At 29.3% G+C, this 19,196-nt stretch carries 34 protein-coding genes and 1 pseudogene; all 35 read right to left on the bottom strand.

The window, feature by feature from the left end; genetic code table 11:
* Nucleotides 1–16: 16 nt before the first annotated feature.
* A pseudogene (locus tag I4U89_RS16015) lies at nucleotides 17–184 on the bottom strand (hypothetical protein); the annotation flags it as partial.
* Between the two features lie 51 nt (nucleotides 185–235).
* Nucleotides 236–802 (bottom strand): hypothetical protein, encoded by a 567-nt coding sequence (locus tag I4U89_RS04490; protein WP_195938725.1) that lies wholly within the window; start codon nucleotides 800–802, stop codon nucleotides 236–238.
* Nucleotides 803–930: 128 nt separating this feature from the next.
* Nucleotides 931–1,113 (bottom strand): hypothetical protein, encoded by a 183-nt coding sequence (locus I4U89_RS04485; RefSeq protein ID WP_195938724.1) that lies wholly within the window; start codon nucleotides 1,111–1,113, stop codon nucleotides 931–933.
* Nucleotides 1,106–2,557 carry a phage portal protein gene (locus I4U89_RS04480; protein ID WP_195938722.1) on the bottom strand — a complete coding sequence of 484 codons (1,452 nt, stop codon included), beginning with the start codon at nucleotides 2,555–2,557 and terminating at the stop codon, nucleotides 1,106–1,108. Before I4U89_RS04480 ends, I4U89_RS04485 begins: the two co-directional genes overlap by 8 nt.
* Nucleotides 2,558–2,568: 11 nt before the next feature.
* A complete protein-coding gene (locus tag I4U89_RS04475; protein ID WP_330615523.1) occupies nucleotides 2,569–3,909 on the bottom strand; it encodes a PBSX family phage terminase large subunit in 1,341 nt (446 codons plus the stop codon).
* Complete coding sequence (gene terS / locus I4U89_RS04470; protein ID WP_195938720.1) at nucleotides 3,902–4,654, bottom strand: phage terminase small subunit; 753 nt, start codon at nucleotides 4,652–4,654, stop codon at nucleotides 3,902–3,904. Before terS ends, I4U89_RS04475 begins: the two co-directional genes overlap by 8 nt.
* A gap of 62 nt (nucleotides 4,655–4,716) precedes the next feature.
* Nucleotides 4,717–4,935, bottom strand: a complete 219-nt coding sequence (locus I4U89_RS04465; protein WP_195938718.1) for a hypothetical protein — start codon at nucleotides 4,933–4,935, stop codon at nucleotides 4,717–4,719.
* 67 nt (nucleotides 4,936–5,002) lie between these two features.
* A complete protein-coding gene (locus tag I4U89_RS04460; RefSeq protein ID WP_195938716.1) occupies nucleotides 5,003–5,368 on the bottom strand; it encodes a hypothetical protein in 366 nt (121 codons plus the stop codon).
* Between the two features lie 354 nt (nucleotides 5,369–5,722).
* The gene (locus I4U89_RS04455; RefSeq protein ID WP_195938713.1) at nucleotides 5,723–6,190 is read right to left on the bottom strand and encodes a hypothetical protein; all 468 of its coding nucleotides are present in this window, start codon (nucleotides 6,188–6,190) and stop codon (nucleotides 5,723–5,725) included.
* 21 nt (nucleotides 6,191–6,211) lie between these two features.
* Entirely contained in the window at nucleotides 6,212–6,568 is a 357-nt protein-coding gene (locus tag I4U89_RS04450) for a VRR-NUC domain-containing protein (protein ID WP_243279135.1), read from the bottom strand.
* A gap of 94 nt (nucleotides 6,569–6,662) precedes the next feature.
* The gene (locus tag I4U89_RS04445; protein ID WP_195938709.1) at nucleotides 6,663–7,223 is read right to left on the bottom strand and encodes a thymidylate synthase ThyX; all 561 of its coding nucleotides are present in this window, start codon (nucleotides 7,221–7,223) and stop codon (nucleotides 6,663–6,665) included.
* A gap of 204 nt (nucleotides 7,224–7,427) precedes the next feature.
* Complete coding sequence (locus I4U89_RS04440; protein ID WP_195938707.1) at nucleotides 7,428–8,339, bottom strand: hypothetical protein; 912 nt, start codon at nucleotides 8,337–8,339, stop codon at nucleotides 7,428–7,430.
* A gap of 201 nt (nucleotides 8,340–8,540) precedes the next feature.
* The gene (locus I4U89_RS04435) at nucleotides 8,541–8,801 is read right to left on the bottom strand and encodes a hypothetical protein (protein WP_195938705.1); all 261 of its coding nucleotides are present in this window, start codon (nucleotides 8,799–8,801) and stop codon (nucleotides 8,541–8,543) included.
* 69 nt (nucleotides 8,802–8,870) lie between these two features.
* A complete protein-coding gene (locus I4U89_RS04430) occupies nucleotides 8,871–9,167 on the bottom strand; it encodes a hypothetical protein (RefSeq protein WP_195938704.1) in 297 nt (98 codons plus the stop codon).
* A 77-nt stretch (nucleotides 9,168–9,244) separates the two neighbouring features.
* Nucleotides 9,245–9,565: a hypothetical protein gene (locus tag I4U89_RS04425; RefSeq protein WP_195938703.1), complete on the bottom strand. Its 321-nt coding sequence runs from the start codon at nucleotides 9,563–9,565 to the stop codon at nucleotides 9,245–9,247.
* Between the two features lie 12 nt (nucleotides 9,566–9,577).
* Nucleotides 9,578–9,763 carry a hypothetical protein gene (locus I4U89_RS04420; RefSeq protein ID WP_195938701.1) on the bottom strand — a complete coding sequence of 62 codons (186 nt, stop codon included), beginning with the start codon at nucleotides 9,761–9,763 and terminating at the stop codon, nucleotides 9,578–9,580.
* Nucleotides 9,764–10,015: 252 nt separating this feature from the next.
* Nucleotides 10,016–10,426 carry a single-stranded DNA-binding protein gene (locus I4U89_RS04415; RefSeq protein WP_195938699.1) on the bottom strand — a complete coding sequence of 137 codons (411 nt, stop codon included), beginning with the start codon at nucleotides 10,424–10,426 and terminating at the stop codon, nucleotides 10,016–10,018.
* A gap of 233 nt (nucleotides 10,427–10,659) precedes the next feature.
* Nucleotides 10,660–11,196: a hypothetical protein gene (locus I4U89_RS04410; protein ID WP_195938697.1), complete on the bottom strand. Its 537-nt coding sequence runs from the start codon at nucleotides 11,194–11,196 to the stop codon at nucleotides 10,660–10,662.
* A gap of 21 nt (nucleotides 11,197–11,217) precedes the next feature.
* Nucleotides 11,218–11,532: a hypothetical protein gene (locus tag I4U89_RS04405; RefSeq protein ID WP_195938695.1), complete on the bottom strand. Its 315-nt coding sequence runs from the start codon at nucleotides 11,530–11,532 to the stop codon at nucleotides 11,218–11,220.
* Nucleotides 11,533–11,550: 18 nt separating this feature from the next.
* Nucleotides 11,551–11,718: a DUF6906 family protein gene (locus I4U89_RS04400; RefSeq protein ID WP_195938693.1), complete on the bottom strand. Its 168-nt coding sequence runs from the start codon at nucleotides 11,716–11,718 to the stop codon at nucleotides 11,551–11,553.
* Nucleotide 11,719: 1 nt separating this feature from the next.
* Entirely contained in the window at nucleotides 11,720–12,349 is a 630-nt protein-coding gene (locus I4U89_RS04395) for a DUF5651 domain-containing protein (RefSeq protein WP_195938691.1), read from the bottom strand.
* Nucleotides 12,327–12,692, bottom strand: a complete 366-nt coding sequence (locus I4U89_RS04390) for a hypothetical protein (RefSeq protein WP_195938689.1) — start codon at nucleotides 12,690–12,692, stop codon at nucleotides 12,327–12,329. Before I4U89_RS04390 ends, I4U89_RS04395 begins: the two co-directional genes overlap by 23 nt.
* Nucleotides 12,677–12,820: a hypothetical protein gene (locus I4U89_RS04385; RefSeq protein WP_195938686.1), complete on the bottom strand. Its 144-nt coding sequence runs from the start codon at nucleotides 12,818–12,820 to the stop codon at nucleotides 12,677–12,679. The genes I4U89_RS04390 and I4U89_RS04385 overlap by 16 nt, the downstream gene beginning before the upstream one ends.
* A 4-nt stretch (nucleotides 12,821–12,824) precedes the next feature.
* On the bottom strand, nucleotides 12,825–12,980 hold the full coding sequence (locus tag I4U89_RS04380) for a DUF6290 family protein (RefSeq protein ID WP_195938685.1): 156 nt from the start codon (nucleotides 12,978–12,980) through the stop codon (nucleotides 12,825–12,827).
* A 15-nt stretch (nucleotides 12,981–12,995) separates the two neighbouring features.
* Nucleotides 12,996–13,502 (bottom strand): dUTP diphosphatase, encoded by a 507-nt coding sequence (locus tag I4U89_RS04375; protein ID WP_195938683.1) that lies wholly within the window; start codon nucleotides 13,500–13,502, stop codon nucleotides 12,996–12,998.
* A complete protein-coding gene (locus I4U89_RS04370) occupies nucleotides 13,486–13,641 on the bottom strand; it encodes a hypothetical protein (protein ID WP_195938681.1) in 156 nt (51 codons plus the stop codon). Before I4U89_RS04370 ends, I4U89_RS04375 begins: the two co-directional genes overlap by 17 nt.
* 9 nt (nucleotides 13,642–13,650) lie before the next feature.
* A complete protein-coding gene (locus tag I4U89_RS04365) occupies nucleotides 13,651–14,244 on the bottom strand; it encodes a hypothetical protein (protein ID WP_195938679.1) in 594 nt (197 codons plus the stop codon).
* 25 nt (nucleotides 14,245–14,269) lie between these two features.
* The gene (locus I4U89_RS04360; protein ID WP_195938677.1) at nucleotides 14,270–14,521 is read right to left on the bottom strand and encodes a hypothetical protein; all 252 of its coding nucleotides are present in this window, start codon (nucleotides 14,519–14,521) and stop codon (nucleotides 14,270–14,272) included.
* A 26-nt stretch (nucleotides 14,522–14,547) separates the two neighbouring features.
* The gene (locus I4U89_RS04355; protein WP_243279134.1) at nucleotides 14,548–15,291 is read right to left on the bottom strand and encodes an ATP-binding protein; all 744 of its coding nucleotides are present in this window, start codon (nucleotides 15,289–15,291) and stop codon (nucleotides 14,548–14,550) included.
* Nucleotides 15,224–16,018, bottom strand: a complete 795-nt coding sequence (locus I4U89_RS04350; RefSeq protein ID WP_195938673.1) for a DnaD domain protein — start codon at nucleotides 16,016–16,018, stop codon at nucleotides 15,224–15,226. The genes I4U89_RS04355 and I4U89_RS04350 overlap by 68 nt, the downstream gene beginning before the upstream one ends.
* Before the next feature lie 170 nt (nucleotides 16,019–16,188).
* Complete coding sequence (recT, locus tag I4U89_RS04345) at nucleotides 16,189–17,013, bottom strand: recombination protein RecT (RefSeq protein ID WP_243279133.1); 825 nt, start codon at nucleotides 17,011–17,013, stop codon at nucleotides 16,189–16,191.
* 23 nt (nucleotides 17,014–17,036) lie between these two features.
* The gene (locus I4U89_RS04340; RefSeq protein WP_195938669.1) at nucleotides 17,037–18,020 is read right to left on the bottom strand and encodes a YqaJ viral recombinase family nuclease; all 984 of its coding nucleotides are present in this window, start codon (nucleotides 18,018–18,020) and stop codon (nucleotides 17,037–17,039) included.
* Between the two features lie 56 nt (nucleotides 18,021–18,076).
* Entirely contained in the window at nucleotides 18,077–18,211 is a 135-nt protein-coding gene (locus I4U89_RS15805; protein ID WP_279311296.1) for a hypothetical protein, read from the bottom strand.
* Nucleotides 18,212–18,213: 2 nt separating this feature from the next.
* Entirely contained in the window at nucleotides 18,214–18,411 is a 198-nt protein-coding gene (locus I4U89_RS04335) for a helix-turn-helix domain-containing protein (RefSeq protein ID WP_195938667.1), read from the bottom strand.
* Between the two features lie 13 nt (nucleotides 18,412–18,424).
* On the bottom strand, nucleotides 18,425–19,144 hold the full coding sequence (locus tag I4U89_RS04330; protein WP_195938664.1) for a Rha family transcriptional regulator: 720 nt from the start codon (nucleotides 19,142–19,144) through the stop codon (nucleotides 18,425–18,427).
* Between the last annotated feature and the right edge of the window lie 52 nt (nucleotides 19,145–19,196).

Genomic DNA, 19,196 nt, shown 5'->3' with positions numbered 1-19,196 from the left:
CGTTTGGATGATCTAATGGTACATCTTTAATTTTAAATAGCTGTCCATCTCTATCCTTACATAATTGACAAGTACGCCCATGAATACCAGCACTTACCCATCTGATACCTTCAACATAAGGATTTTTTTCGCAACTTCTTTTCTGTGCTTGTTGGAAAGCATGATTAACAGCAGTTCTAGCTAATCTTTGAGCATTATAATCTACTTTCTTACTACTGTTAGGGTATACTTTCTTCTAATCCAATTCTTTAGCTGCATTAGGATTAACATACTTTTCTAAGTCTTTAGCTATTTCGTAAGTACTTTTCTTATTTGCAATACCTTCTGAAATTATATAATCAATATCTTTATCAAACTTCTTTGTATATTGCCATATCCTTTCAGATAAGCCTTTACGGTCTTTATATGAAGTTCCAAATAGTATTTCATCCATAGCAGCTTTAGGTATCTTAGAGAACATACTTGAAAAAGTATCTTTCATGTTCAAACTATATTGTTCATTTATTTGCATAAAAAAATCTAGCTGTACATTATTAGCTAGGTTTATTGATATATCTATATTCTTTTTAACAATCTTTTCAACTTTATTATGAATACTCTTCATCTCTTTAGCTAATTCCCTTTGAAGCTCCTCTAAATACCTTTTAGTTAAACTATCTGGATTAACCTTATTAAGTTTCTTAGATAAGTTCTTATACATATCATTGTATATTTGCTTTATCTGTTGCTCCTGCTTCTTAGCTAACTTAAGTTTCTTTCTTTGAGCTTCTTGACATAGCCTTAAATAGTCTTTGCTAGCCATTATTTATCACTATCCAATAAAAATATAAATTTCCTAAGTATATAGGTTATGCTATTTATTAATTTTATAAGTATTTTTTCTATGAATTTACTCATATATATCACCTTTCAAATAAATTTTAACATAAACTATACATTTAATTCTTGAACTCTGCTTACTGTAAGCATCATTTTACCTATAAGCATTGTTAATTTATCTTGATTTTCTTTTGTATCTTCCGCTTCTTCTAAATCAGCAATCTCTTCGTATAAACAAGCCATTTCCATGAATAAACTAGATGCTTCTCTTAATATTTTTGTATCTTTATTCACCATCATCATCCTCATCCAAATTAGTTTCAAATTGACTAAAACTATCTTCTAATAATTGTTTTTCTAGTTGTATCTGCTTTAATTCTTCATCGGCTACATCTGCTGCTACATTTTGCCACTTCTCTATATACTTTTTCTTACTCATAACTTGTGTATTTACTTGTTGCATATCATTAGCCATTTCTTCATATTCATCACTTGGTAATGGATACTGATTTTGTACAGTTATTTCCATATCTTCAATATCAATATTAGGTAAATTACCTATACCATATATCTTAGACATTTCTATAATAGCTTCTACCATCCATTCAAGCATTGGTATCCATGAAGTCATTTTTTCCTCTATACAAGATGTAAACTGTTGATATATAGCCTTTATGGCTTTAGCACTTGTTAGAGCTTTTAAATCTTCTGTATTAAGTTTAGGTATAGATAAACTATTATACATATCACTTAATACTCTATCTAATGCATTTTCTATTCTTTGGTCATATCCAAAATCAGAACCTATAGTACCTAATTCTGCTTTATCATTGTCAGCAGCAGGATCCTTTTCTAAATTCCAAACAGCTCCTGCTTTATATGATATTTTAGGTTTTCCATTATCATCCATAATAGAATCATCATCCACATTAAGCATATATATAATTCTATTCATACCCTTTATTATTGTATCTATATCTTCACTTGTAAGCTGATTATAGGCCTTTTGATTTTCTACTAATGGTTTTATATCTGATTTTCCTTTTATATCTCCAGTTAATGCATCGTTCATTATTACATAACATGGTATAAAAGGTAACTTAGTATTTTCATTGTCTTTTATAGATTCTACTATTTTTCCAGTACCATCATATATAGCTTCATTAACATAACAATATCCTTTGTTCATATAATACTTTTGCTTCCAAAACCTTTGATCTTCTTTCGATAAACCTTCTTCTAGTTGATAGTAAAATATTATTTGTTCTAGTTCTTTCACATTGTCTATTTTTGGTACAAATACAAATTCTAGTGAAGGTATAAAAGCAATTTCTATTCTATTAGTATCTTTGTTAGCAACTAACTTAAGAGCTATCCTTTTGCCTATTAGAAAGTCTTTCGTAGCTTTTATAATATCATTATTAAACAAGTTTCTTTTCAGTGTCCTAGCTATATATTTATTTAATTTTTTCTCTACTTCTTCATTATCTTCAACATTAATATTAAAATATGGAGGTTTAGAGAACATAAAGCGAGCCTCTTCATCTATTAATTTCTTAATATAATTAGTTTTCTTTTCTGTAGCTACATAATCAGTCGTTGTTTTAATCCAGTCAATATCTTCACCTTCATAATAGTTATAATAATTTATTATCTCATTCATTTCCTCTAATCTATCTTTTGGAAATAATCCTTGTAGCTCCATATTTATAATGTTATTTACGGCCATTACATTCATAAAAACACCTCCTATCTTCTTAATGTTTTTTTAGATTTACCTTTATTTTTAATTACTGTATTACAAAAATATCTAATTTGGTCCATACTATGATCATGCTCTTTAACTGGCTTATCTTCACCCTTTTTACAAGCTTCATCATCCCATACATAAGAACTAAATTCTTTAAAGGTATCCTCACAACTTTCATCAAAGAATATTTTTAATTCAGTTAATAAACTTGCAACTAATCTTATTCCATCAAGTACACTATTCTTAGCCGGTAATACCTTAAATCCATCTTTTATTAATTGAGTTTTGAATGATGAAGCTGATGGATCTAATATTACATATTTAATTTTATAACCTTCTTTAAATGCTTTTAGGTCATTGGAATACTCGACATCTGTCTTTTGTACTCCAGTAGTTCTTCCGCTATAATAATATTCTTTTATCATTATGTGCTTATTATCATAAGTTTTTCCCCATAATCCAAATGATGTAGGATTTTGAGTACCATAGTCACAAGATACATAATACTCTTTGTATTGATACTCAGAAGCTTTTACAACATGCTTTTTTTTGTCAAACATTGAATATATAATACCTTCCGCAACTACCCATAAACCTAAAATATATCGTTTATAGAATATTCCAGAGTACATACCTGCATATCTTTGTTTAATCTTTTCTGATAATGATAAATTATCATCCATAGTAAAATGAAGATATAATATATTCTTTTCTTCTTGTTTGTCTATCCAATTAATTTTAAACCAATGATATGGACCGTCTGGGTTACAGTTAAACCAAAACTTAGAACCATCAACAGAGCAACGTCCTGTAGCTTGGTTAACAAATGATTCAGGCATCAGTGCAACTTCATCAAAAAAACATCCTGCTAATGTTATACCTTGTATTAAATCTTGTGATCTTTCGTCTTTTCCCCCGAAAATATAAAAATAGTTAGTAACATCACCTTTACTAACTACCATAAGATTATCTGCTCTTTTATCCTCAACTTTATATCCTCTAGACTTAAGCATCAATTTTAACCAAAATAAAACATTACGTCTAAATGATCCTATAGTCTTACCACACATACCAAAGCTTTGACCATTAAAATTATTCATTGCCCATATAGAGTATGATAAGGACATTGATATAGTTTTACCACTTCTTATAGCTCCATCTGCTATAATTCCATCTTTATCACTTACTGGACTTTCTGGCAACCACCAGGTTAATACTTTCTTTTGTTTCTTTGAGAATGGACTAAATTTTATAGTAGCTTTCTTTACTGTATTTAAACCTCTACAAGATTTCATTTTAGATACTTTTTCCTTAAGTTTATTTATTCTCTCCTTAATCATCCCAAGTATCACCTACTTCGGACTTTAAAGCATCCATAAAACCATCATCTTCAACTTCTTCATCTTGCCCACCTTGTTTCATTATTTCAAGCTCAAGTTTCATTACAGTTAATTCTAGTTTCTGCTCATCTATTTCAAACTTGTGTAATGATTCTATCGCCTTTTGCTTTTTATCCTGTACTCTAGTTAAAGCTTCTTCTATATTTTGTATCTTATTCAAAGTACTTTCATAGTTTACTAAGCTAACTTCCGAATCTCCTTGTGTGCCATGAGTTTCAGTGTCTATTACAACTTCATTAGCTTCCTTTAATTTATCTATTCTTTTTAACATTCTTCTTTCTCTAACTGTAAGAAGCTGTATCTCTTGTTTTAATAGTTTCATTTTTTCAAATGGAGTATTATCTACTAATTCAAGTTCATCATCTTCTAATGTATCAAAGAATATGGTCTCAAATTCTCCTGTAGTGACCGCGTTTTTATTTCCTGGCCTTGCTTGTAATGGATATGAGTCTTTAGTTAATCTAGACTTAGGTTTATCACTTGATTTCTTTTCATTTTTTATATTACTAATAGGTGCACCTTTTTTATTAATAGGTGCACCCTTATTCCTTTTTTCTTCTGCCCATTTATATCTTTTAATCCATGACTTTAAAGTGTTGATAGATATATCATATTTCTCGCATATTTCCTTTTGTTTCAGGCCTTCTATATAATCTTTTTTTATATTTTCTTTTACACCTTCCATATCACCACCTCATTTGTTTGTTTTGTAAAATAAAAAGAACCCCAATAAGGAGTTCATCTAAATTATTTTTCTATTGTTAATTTAAGTTGTAGAGCATTATTACAATTTAAACATATAGCTTTATCTATTTCTAATATCTTACATTCAGTTTCTCTATTACATATAGGACACTCGCATTCTATTACTTCTCCTACAAATTGCGATTTTACATCTTTTTCTAATTCATTTTCAAATTCATCGAATAATCCATCTAAATCAAATCCAAATTCATTTTTTCTCATATAACCACCTCCCTTTAAGTATATAATTCTACTTAATTCGAGGTTTTCCTTTTATTTTTCTGTATTTTTATTGTAATGCCCTTAGTTTATCTATATATCCACTATCATTACTTACCCTTATCAAGCTTTCTATTTCCCATTTAGTAGGTTTATTAGGTAACTTTTTTCTAACACATAAATCTATTATTGATTTAGCCTTATGAAAGCTTCTAATATGGCTATGACCTTTTTCAAACTTCTTCTTAGTATTATGTACTATATATCCATCCGAAGCCTTTAAAATTATATATTCTTTTCTTTGATATATTTTTTTTGCTCCTGGAGTTTTATCAAAATTAGGTTTCTGTTTCATTAAACTCTCATAACTATATAATTCTTCATCTAGTATAGTTGTCTTAGCTATTTCCCCTGCATCTTTCCATACTTTAACCATATATCTCACCTTCTGATTTTTAGCATAAAAAAAGACCTATGAGTCATAGTCATAAGCCTTTTTTAGTGTTCAAAATTCGTTGAGATAAAGATACATCGTATTTTTTAAGTAAAACAATAGATATAGTTATTTTTATAGCACATGGCAAGAATTGAACTTGCATTTACCCTCTATGTGCATGTAATAAGCGCTCCCACGAACGGAGCGCTTATATTATTTCTTAGTTATCTTATTGGGGAGAGAGATTACTAAGCATTTTAAAGAATAAATAGTTTTCTCTATACTACTATTAAACCACATTTCTCCCCTTGAAAAGTCTTTATTTTGTAGTTAAAGTGTAGTTAAAGTGTTGGTTTAGCCTAATAATGGCAAATCATCATATGTAGGATATAACATTCCCATCATTTTATATACAATCCTTTCCCTCACAGTGTAACAATGACTTCTATCCATGTGTAATTTAATACTTATATACTTCATATTGTTTTTACTTTTACTATTATAAAATAAATTAAAGAAATTAGTTTCATTTTGATCTAAACATGTTAATGCATTTTCTATCTTCTGTTTTTCTATCTTCTTTTCTAATTTAGCTTGCATTAGCTTCTCTAATCTCTTTTCTTTAGCTATTACTTCATTCTCTACAGATCTGCTTATATTATATGTAACCCCTGTTCTTTCATCATAACTTATAGCCCCACAACCTCTATACTCATTTTTTTCTTGCTCTATATCTAACTCTAAATTATTTATTTGCATCTCTAAGTACTTATAGTTATGTAATCTTCCTTCTACTTCTCTAAATAATTTCTTCTTGTCCATAATCTCACCCCGTATGTTATTTTATATGTTTATATATTCCTGTATGACTTTCTTAGCTTCTTCAAATCCTGTACATACTACTGCATAGTATCCCTGTTTATTTAATTTCTCAATCCATTCTTTCTGTTTCTCTGTAGCTTTATTTTTCCCATACTTCAACTCTATAAATAGTCCATTGTACATACCACGAGGAACTGGTAAGAATAAATCAGGTACTCCTGCTTTTACACCTTGTTTTTTTAGATTAGCTGCTTCGAACTTATTTCTAGTTCCCCCATTAGGTACATGAAATATCAACCCTAACTCTGGATACTTTCCTTTTTGTAGTTCACACCATCTAATTAATGTTATTTGTTCACTTGCTTCACTTCTTTTCATACTCAACTCCATTTATTATCATATAGTTATCATTTTCATTTTATAGACTGAGCATCGCCTATTGTTGACCATACTCAGTCATTATTTAATTTATTTACTTATTTATATTCATTCTATACTTATGCAGTATTTCTTTAAATAAATCTGACTTATGGAAGTTACAAGACTTATGCTCCATACACCAACCTCTATATACACAATCTGATACACATGCATCATATAAAGGTTTATTTATCTCCTTTAATTCTTCTAAAGCTAATTTCCAAGCTTTTATTGTATCCTTATCCGCACAATTACAAAGTCTTTTTCTACTTATAGTTATTATCGCTTGTGGATTAGCTACCATTTCATATAAAACTGGATCTGTTTGTTTTCTTTCACTTCTATCTATTCCTGTTCTATCAGTTCTTTGGGTACTAAAGAAATGTTCTACACCTATTTTATGTCTTGCAAAATGCATTCCTATAGCATATGGTATTCCTTCAAATTTTATCTTATAGAGTTGAGTTCTTATTGGACTATGCTCAGATAAATATAATTTTCTCATATAATCATCTGATACTGGCTTTTGACCTTCTCCTAGCCCTATAGTAGTTCTTGCTCTGTCCGCTACTTCTCTGCTTGTCCCATATAAATGTGTTACTGTTACCTTCATATTATTCACCCCTATTTTTTATTTATTTAATTAATATTTTTTCCTTAGAAAATTATTGTTTTATTTCATTTTATTCATGCTAAAAAGAGTGATATAAATTTTATCACTCTTTCTGTGTATATTTTTCTAGTTTATTTATAGTTCATTATACTGCAATAAAAATATTCAATATTATCCTCTTTAGCATATAGATATATGAATGACTTACATAGGTTTGAATAGCCAGTTAAAAAATGTATCTATTGCTATCTTTGGGTTGATTTCATCTATTGATGGTGAAAAATCTCTTGTAAAAATTAGTGCTCCATATGTAATAACTAGAATAGCTATAGCTATTGATATATTAATCCACATAGGTAGTTCATATTTATATCCAACTTTTGTGTTATTAGATATACTTAATACAATTGTTGCAATAAGAAGTGTTCCAATCGCTACTAGTGAAAATGGGTTTTCGCTAGCAAATAAATGGTAAACTAACAATAATTTGATTACTGAATTAATTCCTTCTCTTATCCATCGATAATCCTTAAACTTTGATTTAAATAATACTTCTGATAAAAAATCAACTAAAACAAGAAGTATCAAAAAATTCGTATCCGTCCCCCAAGAAGCATATATCATTACAAATTTAAATAATGTAGTATATACATAATATAGTTGATTATGTGTACCATTTTCTATATATGCTTTTCTTTCCAGTAGATCTTTTATTTTTTTATCATTTTCTACTGTACTCTCATCGTAATTTTTCTTCTTGCGTAATTTACGCATTCTTCTTTCGATTTTTATTGAAACTCTATCCAACTCTTTAATATTTTTTAGATTTTTCGAATTATCATATAATACTAAAGTTGATGATATAAAGGTATACATTATAAATTTAAGTAAAATTTGTAATGGTTCTTTAAAATTACCTCCATCTAAAAAGCATGCCACACCAAAAGCAATAACAATCAAACTCGGCAACAATAGTCTCTTTGTTTCCTTGTACATGTTCCATGTTTCTACTAAAGATGTACTATCTTCAGTATAGCTAATTAAGCAGTATTCAATAAATATATACGTCAAATATAATATTAAACATATTATGCCTAATTTAAATACATATTCCATGAATATTCCCCCTCATTCTTTATTTTATTTAAATATTTTGTTACTAATTGTATTATATATAAATATTATAAAAAGTCTATAGCATAATTGTTTTAATAATAAATAAAATATATTTTTATCAAATTTCCTTACACTAAGTTAGTCTTTGAGTAATAAATTTTATATTCACTTTTCAATGTGCTAATTAAATATGTTTTTTATTTACATAATATCTTTGTACTCTTGTTTTATATTATCTTTATGTATCAACCCTATAAGGACTCCTTGATAAAAGTTGCTATATTCAGCCTTTATAGTAACTATAAAATCTTTTTCATTAGCTTTTTTAGTTATTTCTTTTAATTCATCTTGCGTGTAATGTTCTATAGGCATTGATGCCATTATAGCATTGCTTTTCAATGCATCTTCAATAAAATCATTTACACTACATTTTTTAATAGTTTTGTAATTATCTACACCCATACTTTCCTCCTAAGTTCACTTAAAATACAATTTTTATGTGAACATCTTCCCCTCTTGGAGAAGATATTCTTATCCTAATTCATCACCTTTTACATAAAAATAGTTTTTACGTTGATACTTAATTTCTCTTTCAAAATCTTTACTAGTACTTATAACTAATAAATCTCTCAATTTTTCTTTATCAACTTCAAAAATTTCTACTGCTGCATCTCTAGTTATAGTTATATTGAAATCATATCCTTTTTCTGCAACACTTCTTAAAAGTTCTGTTGCAACATAAAATTTATCTAATATCTCTTTATTCTTAACTTCTTGATTTTTAGGAAATTCTATTACATTACCTAATAACTTTAATTGTTCACTCATAGATCCTCCTGCAAAACAAATCCGATTTTTATGTGCCGAGTATCGACCTAATATTGACCGACCTCGGCCATGTCGTTTTATAATATATCCATTAGTACATCCTCAATTTCCTCTACAAATTCTTTATACTCTATTTCTTCATCTTCCAAGTACGTTTCAAGCCCATATACTGCATTTAATCTATTAAATATCATTTTTGCTATATTTTCATGGTCATACCCTTTTACTTCTAAGTCATAATTCACTATAGCTCCTCTACCTGCTCCTGTTGTATAGTTAACGCGTCCTCTACTATCTACGAATCCTTTATCTCCTACTTTTATCTTTATTTTATCTTTACTAATCATTTTTTCTATTTCATAATCTTGTTTTTCTATTATTTCTTGACCTATTTTCATAATCTCCACCACCTATTTATTTTTAATATAACTACAGTAATTCCCATATAAAGAAAACATTAATATAATTGACACTATACTATCTACCTTACTAGGAATTATTTCCCCTATAATTATCATTTCTAGCATTTGCCATATACTTATAACTATAAGTCCTATTCCACAAATAACTAGAGAATCTGTGATTGTATTTTTCATATCTTAAAACTCCTCTTTAAGTTTCCTCTTATTTCTATACTTTATAAACTAAATATGTTCATATATTCAACTATTACGTATATTCATACAGTCTTTGTATCCGTCTTCTTATACCCTTTTAACATTTTGTCTTTATCTATTATACCTACTTTCGAATCATAAGAATGTGTTTCTCTGTTATTTAAATTAACTATATCTCATCTACCTGGCACTATTTATTCAGCACCAGATAGATGTTTATTTTGAACCATCCTAGAATGGTATATCATCGTCATCTATAGCTTGGAACCCTTGGGGATCTAACCCACTTGGTTCAAAGTTTTGGTTATAGTTTTCTCCTACATTATCTCTTCTACTATCTAAGAATTTTATTGTATTAGCTACCATTTCTGTAGCATACCCTTTAGTTCCGTCAGGCTTATCCCAACTTCTATTTTGGAACCCACCTTCTAATAATACTAAGCTTCCTTTACCTACATAATTTGAGGCACTTTCTGCTGTTTTCCCAAATAATTTAAAGTTGAAAAAATCTGTTTGCTTTTTTTCTCCATAGCCTCTATCTATAGCAATTGAATTTTCGTATACTGCCATTCCTGAGCCTGGTATATACTTTAGATCTCCCTCTTTAGTGCATCTTCCACAAAGTATTGTTTTTTGAAACATACTATTCACCATCCTTATATTTTCTAGCCATAATAGCTAGAACATCAAGTGCTCCAACTATTATAGCGATTAAACTAATTAATATTAAAACATCTTTCATTTATCTTACCTACCTATGCAATATTCCGCAGCTACTACATTGCTTAAATATTCCTAGCTTCGTTTTTATCCTATAGACTGTCCCTTTACAGTGTCTACAAGCTCTTTCTCTCACACTTAATATATCAGCCATATTACATCAGCCCCATCTTCGTATAACAATCTATTACACCGCTTTTAGATAACTTATTCCAATCATGTCTTTCCATAGTTTCTCCGCTATATCGATCTACGAAAGACCATTTGCAAGCTATATCTATCTGATCTTTATATTGAGCTTTTAAAATATCTATCATTTCTACCCTTTTAACTAACTTATAATTTGCAACTGCTATTTTCTTATAGTCATCTTGTAACTTTAGTTTTTCTGCTTTTTCCTCTTCTAGTAAAGCTTCTAGTTTTTTTACTCTTTCTCTAAGCTCAATATTATCTTCATTTGTTTCTATAATAGTTTTTTCAAACTCACCTAACTTATTTTTTAAGACTCCGATTCTATTCTGTGACTTTGCGTTTTCATTTGTTAGCTCTTCACATTTATTTCTTAATCCATCAACAGTTATCTTTCCTGACTCTATATCTTTTTCAAGAGATTCTATTTTGCTATCTTTAACATCTATAGTTCTTTCTAATTTATCTACTACCTCATTATGTTTCTTTTTAGTTATTATCATTTGTTATTTCCCCCTCGTATTTTAATAATTGTATATTTCTTCATCCATAGCTATATTTAATGGTGTAAATGTTGAGCTTCCACAATCACACACATACATTTGCTTATCATTTACATCTAGCTCTATCTCATAGCTTTCTTTATTACAACTGTTACATCTAAGTAACATACAATCAATTGGTTTAAAACTCTCTAACTTATCATGAAATATCCCATTTTCATTGAAAACTTGCACTATTTCTTCATTTGTTTCTAACTTCGTATATGTTTTTAATACTGTTGCAATCTCTCCTGTTTCATGTACTACTAAATCTCTTTTCTTTAGTTTAAATTTCATAACTACTCCCCCTAATATTTATAAATAATATCTTTCGACTTTATTATTTTCTAAATTTATTACCTGGAAAAATCTTGCCCCAAATTCATCTGTACCTCTTCTTTCTAGTAAGTAATTCTTTTGGTCTAATCCCATCTTAGTTAAAGCCTCTTTGTGAGATCTTAAAAGTTTCTTCCCTTGTTTCATACTATTTAGCCCTCCTTGGTGTGAAATTGTAAGTATAATCTTCCTGATCCTTGTCAAACCTATTAGCCTTTTTCTTAGATTTTCTCTTACTTTCTTTTCCCTTAGATTCCAACTTAGCTTTTTTCTTTTCCTCAGCTCTTTTCTTAGCTTCTTCAGATATAAAAGCATAAGCACAATTATTCTTCATCTCACATCTAGGAACTAAGTTGTTTTCTAAGATATCATACAACTCACACTTAGAGTAATTTCTTTCACAATCTTTACAGTGATTGTTTATAGCTAAGTATGCTAATTTTTCAAACTCTGGTCTTTCTACTTTTACAATTTCATATTCCGTCTCATAGCTACCAAACACTCTATCCATCATCCACTTATCAAGTATTCGCACTGGTTCTTTCTGAGCTTTAATAGTACGTTTCATAAACTTATCTATTTCCTTTTCTGGCATCCTACTAAGTAATGTCTTCATAAATTTTTCAGTATATGTTATAGCAGTTCTAAGATACTTACCTTCATCCTTAGTCATATTGTTGTGTTCTTGCCAACTATCAACTGTCTTACTGTTTATTTCTAATAAGTGGCTTACACATAACAAATCATTCATTTCTCTAGCAGTTAAGTAATTTTTCATCCTTCATCTTCCCCCAATTTAAAATCATCACTTCCAGTAAATCTCCTAATCTATGCGCTTTTTCATCGTCCATGTCTCTTACATGTTTTTCAAAGAATTCTTCTTTTATCAGAAATGCTTCATCTTCTGTCATATGCTTCATTCTTTTTTTAGCTTTTATCTCATATTTAGCTGCATGTTCATTAGCTTTTTTTACTAACATCCAAGCTTCCCATTTAAGTCTTTTAGTTTCTTCATGATCCTTTGTTATATAGTTGATAAAGTCATTCTTGTATGTAACTTTAAAACTATTAACTTCTGCAACTTCTACTATTTCTTTATCTTTAATTACTTGTTTAAACATTTCTCAAGCTCCCTTCTTTGCTGCTCTACTATTGCTATATCTAGCAGTTGACTAAGCTTCACAGTAAGCCAATTATGGCCTACTGTAATATATATCTTTCCTAGTATACATTGATATACTCTTATCATCTGTTTACCCCCTGTATCCTTCTTCTTCTAATCTTTCTCTTATTAGCATTCTCACAAAGTCAGATACATTCATGTCGTAAATGTCAGCTATATACTTTAAGCTTTCTTTTTCTTCTTTAGTAGCTCTAATATAAATCTCCTCATCCCTAACATTTCTCATTTGTATAATCTCCCCTTATTTAAATCTATAGTAATTCTTTTCCATCTTAGATTCATAAGCTTCTTTTAATTCATCTACATTAAATCCTAGACTATATAAAAGTTCTATAAATAGTGGTACTAGGTAATTTTTTAGTTGGTATCTAGCTTGTCTTTTAGCTCCAGATAAAGTTGTTATCCTATAGGCTAATCTATTAAATGTAACTTCTGGTACGGTTGTCTGTACCTCTAGTTCTCCAAATATCATATCTTCATCTAAGAAATTTGCTAAATTTCCTAAGTGAGCTAAAAAGTCCGCACATTCTTCTAATAAATGTTCTCTATCTACTTTTTCATTACTCCACCATTTATGGACCATACTTGCTTGTAGTATTTCTCCTAACTCTGATTGCAGAGCCAATATAAGCCAATATGGGACACAAAAGCTATCTTTTTGATAGTTATATCCTTTAACATCTAATAAGTATTCTAAGAACCTATTTTGCTCTTTTTTTATATATGTAAAATCAATCATTATATTCATACGTTTCCCCACTCTCTTTTTTATCTTGTAGTTGTAATTCTTGTATTGCTATATTCATAGCAGAAAGTGCATCATATCCATAGTGATTTTTAAGATGTTCTGCTCTAGCTACTACTTCATCTTTTCTATATAATTCCATAGCTTCCACTTAATCTATATATTCTATCTTCCAGCCTTTATAAGCTCCATCTTTTCTAAGATATATCCCTACAGTAACTGGTGATCTATTAAAGAACTTTCCAACATTGTTTAGCCCTGTTATCTCTTTTACTTCTCCTGTTTTTAAATTTGTCAATCTTACATGCTTAGCATTCGAAGGTCCTTCTTTTTTACCAACTCTGCTAAGTCTCCAAGTTTTCTTATATGTACACCCATTGTTGCAGTAGTTAGCAACACTTCCTGCAGGTATACTTGTTAAAAGTTCAACTTCTCCGTTCCCATGACATAATGTACTTTTCCCAGTTTTAACATTTGTAGCTAATATTTTTAGTCTTTTATTATGTTTTATCTTTTTAGTTGTTTTAGTTTCCTTAGTGTCTTGTTTTACTTCGTCTTCTAGATTTAAGTCGCAATATAGCTTATATGCAGAACATGCCTGAGATATACTAGGATATTTTATTGAACCATTTATTTTCACTCCAGTTATACATTTAGCTAATGCAAGATAATTTAGCATTGTTTTATCATCAGTTAGATCATTAGGTCCTAGTGTATTTGGAACTCTATATTCTCTTTCTAACATTTAATTCTCCCCCCATATATACTTTTTAATTTCTTGGCATTATAAATATCTCTTCTTGCATAACTCTGTATTTATTATCTAAATAGTCTTTCTTGTATCCATTTTGTATAAAGCTGTGTATATAGTCTATAACTGATATAGCTCTTTCCTTACTTACATAAGTCCCTAGTTCTGTTGTAGATCCAGAAGAAGTTACCCCTATTACAGTAGATTCTTCTGCTATAACCTCTACATATTTACCTATTGTTTCCTTCTCTTTGCTTCTTATTATTATCATTACTAATCTCCCCTTATCTTTTGTTATTAAGCACCTTGCATTCTATAATTTAATCCTTTACCTTTTATTTCAATAACGTAATTCTTGCACATTTCATACAATCTGCTACCTATAGCTTCATCTATATCTAACAATGCATCTATAAGCTTTTCTGTTGTAATTATTACTGGTAAACATTTAAAGTATCTATAATCTAATATCTCATACATAATGTTTATATCTGATTCTGTTATACGTCCTTTGAACAAATCATCTATTAGCAATACTTCTGCATTTTTATAAACATTAATTTCACGTTGATAATTTTCTTCATCTGTTATAGATTGCTTTAAATTGGTAATACTACTTCTATAGGGCATATATATTACCCCTATTGATCTATCTAATAATGTATTTGCTATAGACATCGCTAAGTGAGTTTTACCAACACCAACTGATCCGCTTAGTATTATAGAATTTTTACGAACTACTCTAATGTCTTCGAAATTCTTAGAGTAGTTTTTTGCTGTTAAAAAAGCTTCCATTGTCTGCATATTAGTTTCATAATTATAAGTTTCAAATCTCATTCTTCTAAATTCTTCACTTATACCACTAGCCTTTAACTTTTCTTCCGCTATTCTTAAAGCTCTACATCTACAATGTCCATAACTTCCATCTTCTAACTCTATAAAAAGCATATCTCTGCATTTATCACACTTATATCTAATCGTCGAGTTCTCTAATTCTTCTAAGTAGTTCTGCCCTTCTTGCTTCTTCACTTGCTCTATCATTTTCTGAGCTCTCTTCTTGTACTCTTCTTTTTGTTTCTCTGTCATTGGATTTCACTTCCTTTTGGTTTTTCTTTTGTAATTGATAAGCTTCTAATTGCTCATACGTTGTTATATTTACATCTAACCATTGCCTGATTATGCCTTTTACATATCCTAGATTACATTTACTTTTTTCTGTTGCTATTTCTATAGCTCTTTTAAAAAGTTTACAATCTATAGTTTCTGACATTTCTACAAGCCATTCTGCTACTATTCCATTTATAAGACCTAAGTTTTTTTCATAAAGTTTACTAAATTCTTTAAGAGAATCATCTTTATTTATATACATACTATTAATACTTGTATTATTAATATATGTATTATTATCTTCACAGTTTTCCGAATACCCCTCTTCGAGATTTCGAGTACCTCTGTCGAGATTTCGAACACCCCTATTCGATTTATCGAGTACCCTTATAATTCTTTTATCTATAGCTTTGCTATTTTCTTTATATACATATGAAATTCTTATCATTTTCTTTTTTTCTAAAGATTTTATAATTTCTGAGCATCTATTCTTAGATAAGTCAAAGAAAGTTGAAAAATATTCATTACTAGCAAAGCATCCACTTTCATTGTCTAAGCTATCTATTTCTACAAAGAATACTTTTTCTAATAATGTTAGTTCTTTGTTAAGCCATATTTCCTTAGGTATCCAGATGCCTTTAAAAGCTCTTTCCAGTGTCATCACCTACTTATCTTAAGTACCTTATATATATTTGATATACTAACCATAGAACCACTATATCTATAATCAATACTGTATAAATTAATTGCATTATCTTTTGCTCCTAACCATTATTAGTGTTGCTAGAAGTGGTAGTGTGTAAAATACCACCACCTCTTTGATAAATTCCATTACTTAACATCTTCAAATGTTCCTTGTCCTTCTTGAACGTCTTCCTTAACTTCATAATCAACTTCTAAGCTATCTGATTCATCATTTACCAAACTCATATCTTCATCTATTTTAGATTTAACTGTTTCATCACTACTTACAGCTTTTTGCATTTCTATGCTTAAAGGTGCATATTTTAAAAGCTGTTTTATAACTGTTTTCTTAGCCATAGCATCAAAATCAGTTTGCCAAGGTCCATTATTAAAAGTTTTACTTTTATTTCTAGCATGAGTTAATACTTCTTCTTTAGTCATGAATACAAAGCTATGTCCTCCAGTATCAAGATGATAAACTGCATAGTACCCTATTACATCTCCTCTTTCACCCTTCAAAACTGGCTCATGTATTAAATCTTGATGTAATCCATATTTAACCTCAAACTTATCATTCGCTCTGACTTCATGTGCATATAAGGTCTTTATCTTGCCACTTCTTAAAGCTAATTCTAATAAACCCTTATATCCAACTTGGAACTGCACTTTATTGCCATATGGTATTATATAAGCTTGTCCTAACGGTGTATTAGGCTCTAATCCTAATTGAGCTGAATCCATCATTGCAGCTAAGAAACTCATAGGCTCACAATTTAAAAATTTAGGGTTACTACCAAATGCAGTTAGTGCTACTCTTTGGAATCTTTCACTAGACATATGCTCTGGTAAAGCTTTCTTTATTTGTCCTGCCATTTGTGTCATTAATTGCTCCATAGCTTTGTTAGGGCTAACTTTTTTTACTGTTGTTGTTCCTGTTGCTTTAGCTTGTAATTTATTTTTTAAATCTGCCATTTTATTTACCATCCTTTTTTTATTTATTTACCTATCCTAAAGGTTCTACTTGAACTAGTTTTTATAAATTGATCTGCAATCTCAGGCATTTCTTTTTTCAATCTTTTACTATCTATTGTATTTCTAGTTGAAGTTTTCCAAGTTATTTTTCTCTCCCCTACCTTGGCTACTTCAAATTCTTCCATATAAAACTGTATTTCCTGTTCTATAAGCTTCTTTTCACTTTCCAATGTCTTTATATCCGATACTATCTCGTCATATCTTAAAAGCTTTCCTGGTCCATCCTCTAATAAATGTAACTCTATTTCTTGTCCGTTTGATTTTTTGTACTTTTCTTTTAAATACTCACTATATGCATCACTTCCATCTGGTAATGGAACTTCATCTTTTAAAATGTTATTTTCCCAAAAGTCTTTTTCAATCTGCATAAGATAATCTATTGTTTCTTCATCTCTTTCTATTTTGTGCCATATAAAATCACTATTACCTATCAATGCTGCTATATAACAATGTGTTGCTCCTGTTATTGCCATGTAATGTAAACACTGTATTTCATAATGAGAAGGTACTCCCTCTTCCCATTCTTTTAATGCATAACTATTTGTTGTTTTACATTCTAAAAATGCTTTTTCTCCAACTATTGCTCTATCTATATTTGCTAATGCAAATGGATATTTTTCATTTTTAAGTATTCCGTTTACATTTCTAACTTTTAACCCTGTTTCTTCTGTAAATAATTCCGCTACTAATCCCTCTAATCTATTACCTAATTCCATTCTTAAGCTTTTAATTTCTTGTGGATTATCTTGTTTCTTATCCATATATAACTGTATAGCTGATTTCCAATGATTTAATCCTGCTATACAACTTGCATCACTTCCACCTATACCTGCTTGTCTATGCTTTAGCCATTCTTCTTTTGGCATATCCTTTGTATCTGCTATTACTTTAGCTTCCAAATATTTTCTAGTTTTTTTATCTTGAGATAATATTGCAACATCATTCATGTTGTGTTATCCTCCTTATATTGAATAAATTTTAGTTTTTAGTTTTTGAATTAGACCTATTGCAGTAGGTCTTTTTCTATTCTCATTCCTGCAAACTTACCATCTGCATATATAAAGACCCAATTTTTCTTTTCATGTAGTTCTATGCAATCTTGTAAAGTCAAATCGAAGAATGTCTTATTCATATTCACACTTAACACCTCCCTTCATAGTAATCAAGCACTCCATCTCTAGGAAAAGTATATTTTCTTCCTGTTTTTCTAACAAAGAACCAACCTTGTTTTTCTGCTTGTCTTATTTCGTTATATGCAGTATTAGGAGATATATCTAAATAAAGTTGTAAATGCTTAGTTGTCCAAATTCTATCTGCCAAATTTATATTTTTTTTCATTGATAATCTACTCCTACAAAAATTTTAATTGATTATTTCTTTGTCTAACTTCCATGCTAAGCTCAACTGTAAGATTATATGTAGCTATTAGTTCTAAAGCTTCTTCATATCTATTTCTTGGTGTATATGCATACTCACTTATATCAAAGTAATTATTGTATTGTCTTCCCATATCTGCATATACTTTAGCTCTTAAACTTGCATCTTTATAAGCTACACTTTTTCTTCCACCTAATAACTCTACAACTCTTTTACTCTTAGCTCTTTGTATAGCTCTTTTCTGGTGTGGATTTATTTCTAAACTATCTAGTCTTTCTTCTATTTTTTCAAATCTTTGTTCATGATCTTCTAATACTTGATATTGAAGTTTTAATTGCTCCATTGGTGATAATACCTTCTGTTTTTTTAATGACTTCTCCATTTCTTCAAACCTATCCATATATTTTATAGTGAATAGATCTCCCTTTTCTCCAGTTGTTTTATGAGCTAAAAACTCACAACCTTTTTTAGAAATTTTATAATCCTTTAAAGTTCTACCAGTTGAATCCTTATATGTGCTTTCTATCCATAAATCACTCACCTTATTTTTTAGGTCAGTAACTTTTTTAAATATTTCTGTATGCTTTTCTATTTTTGCTATTAAATTATCATGCCTTATATCCATCATTACTGATACTTCTCTAGAAGATACTCTAACTATATCTTCATTTGTTGTTTTCACTATTTCACTCATTTACTTCTCCCTCCAAATATTGCCTAATTTTTTATACTGATCAGGTTAAACT

The organism is Romboutsia sp. 1001713B170131_170501_G6 (genome assembly GCF_015668195.1).
Taxonomy (GTDB): domain Bacteria; phylum Bacillota; class Clostridia; order Peptostreptococcales; family Peptostreptococcaceae; genus Romboutsia_C.
This window is presented reverse-complemented; position numbering and strand designations above follow the sequence as displayed.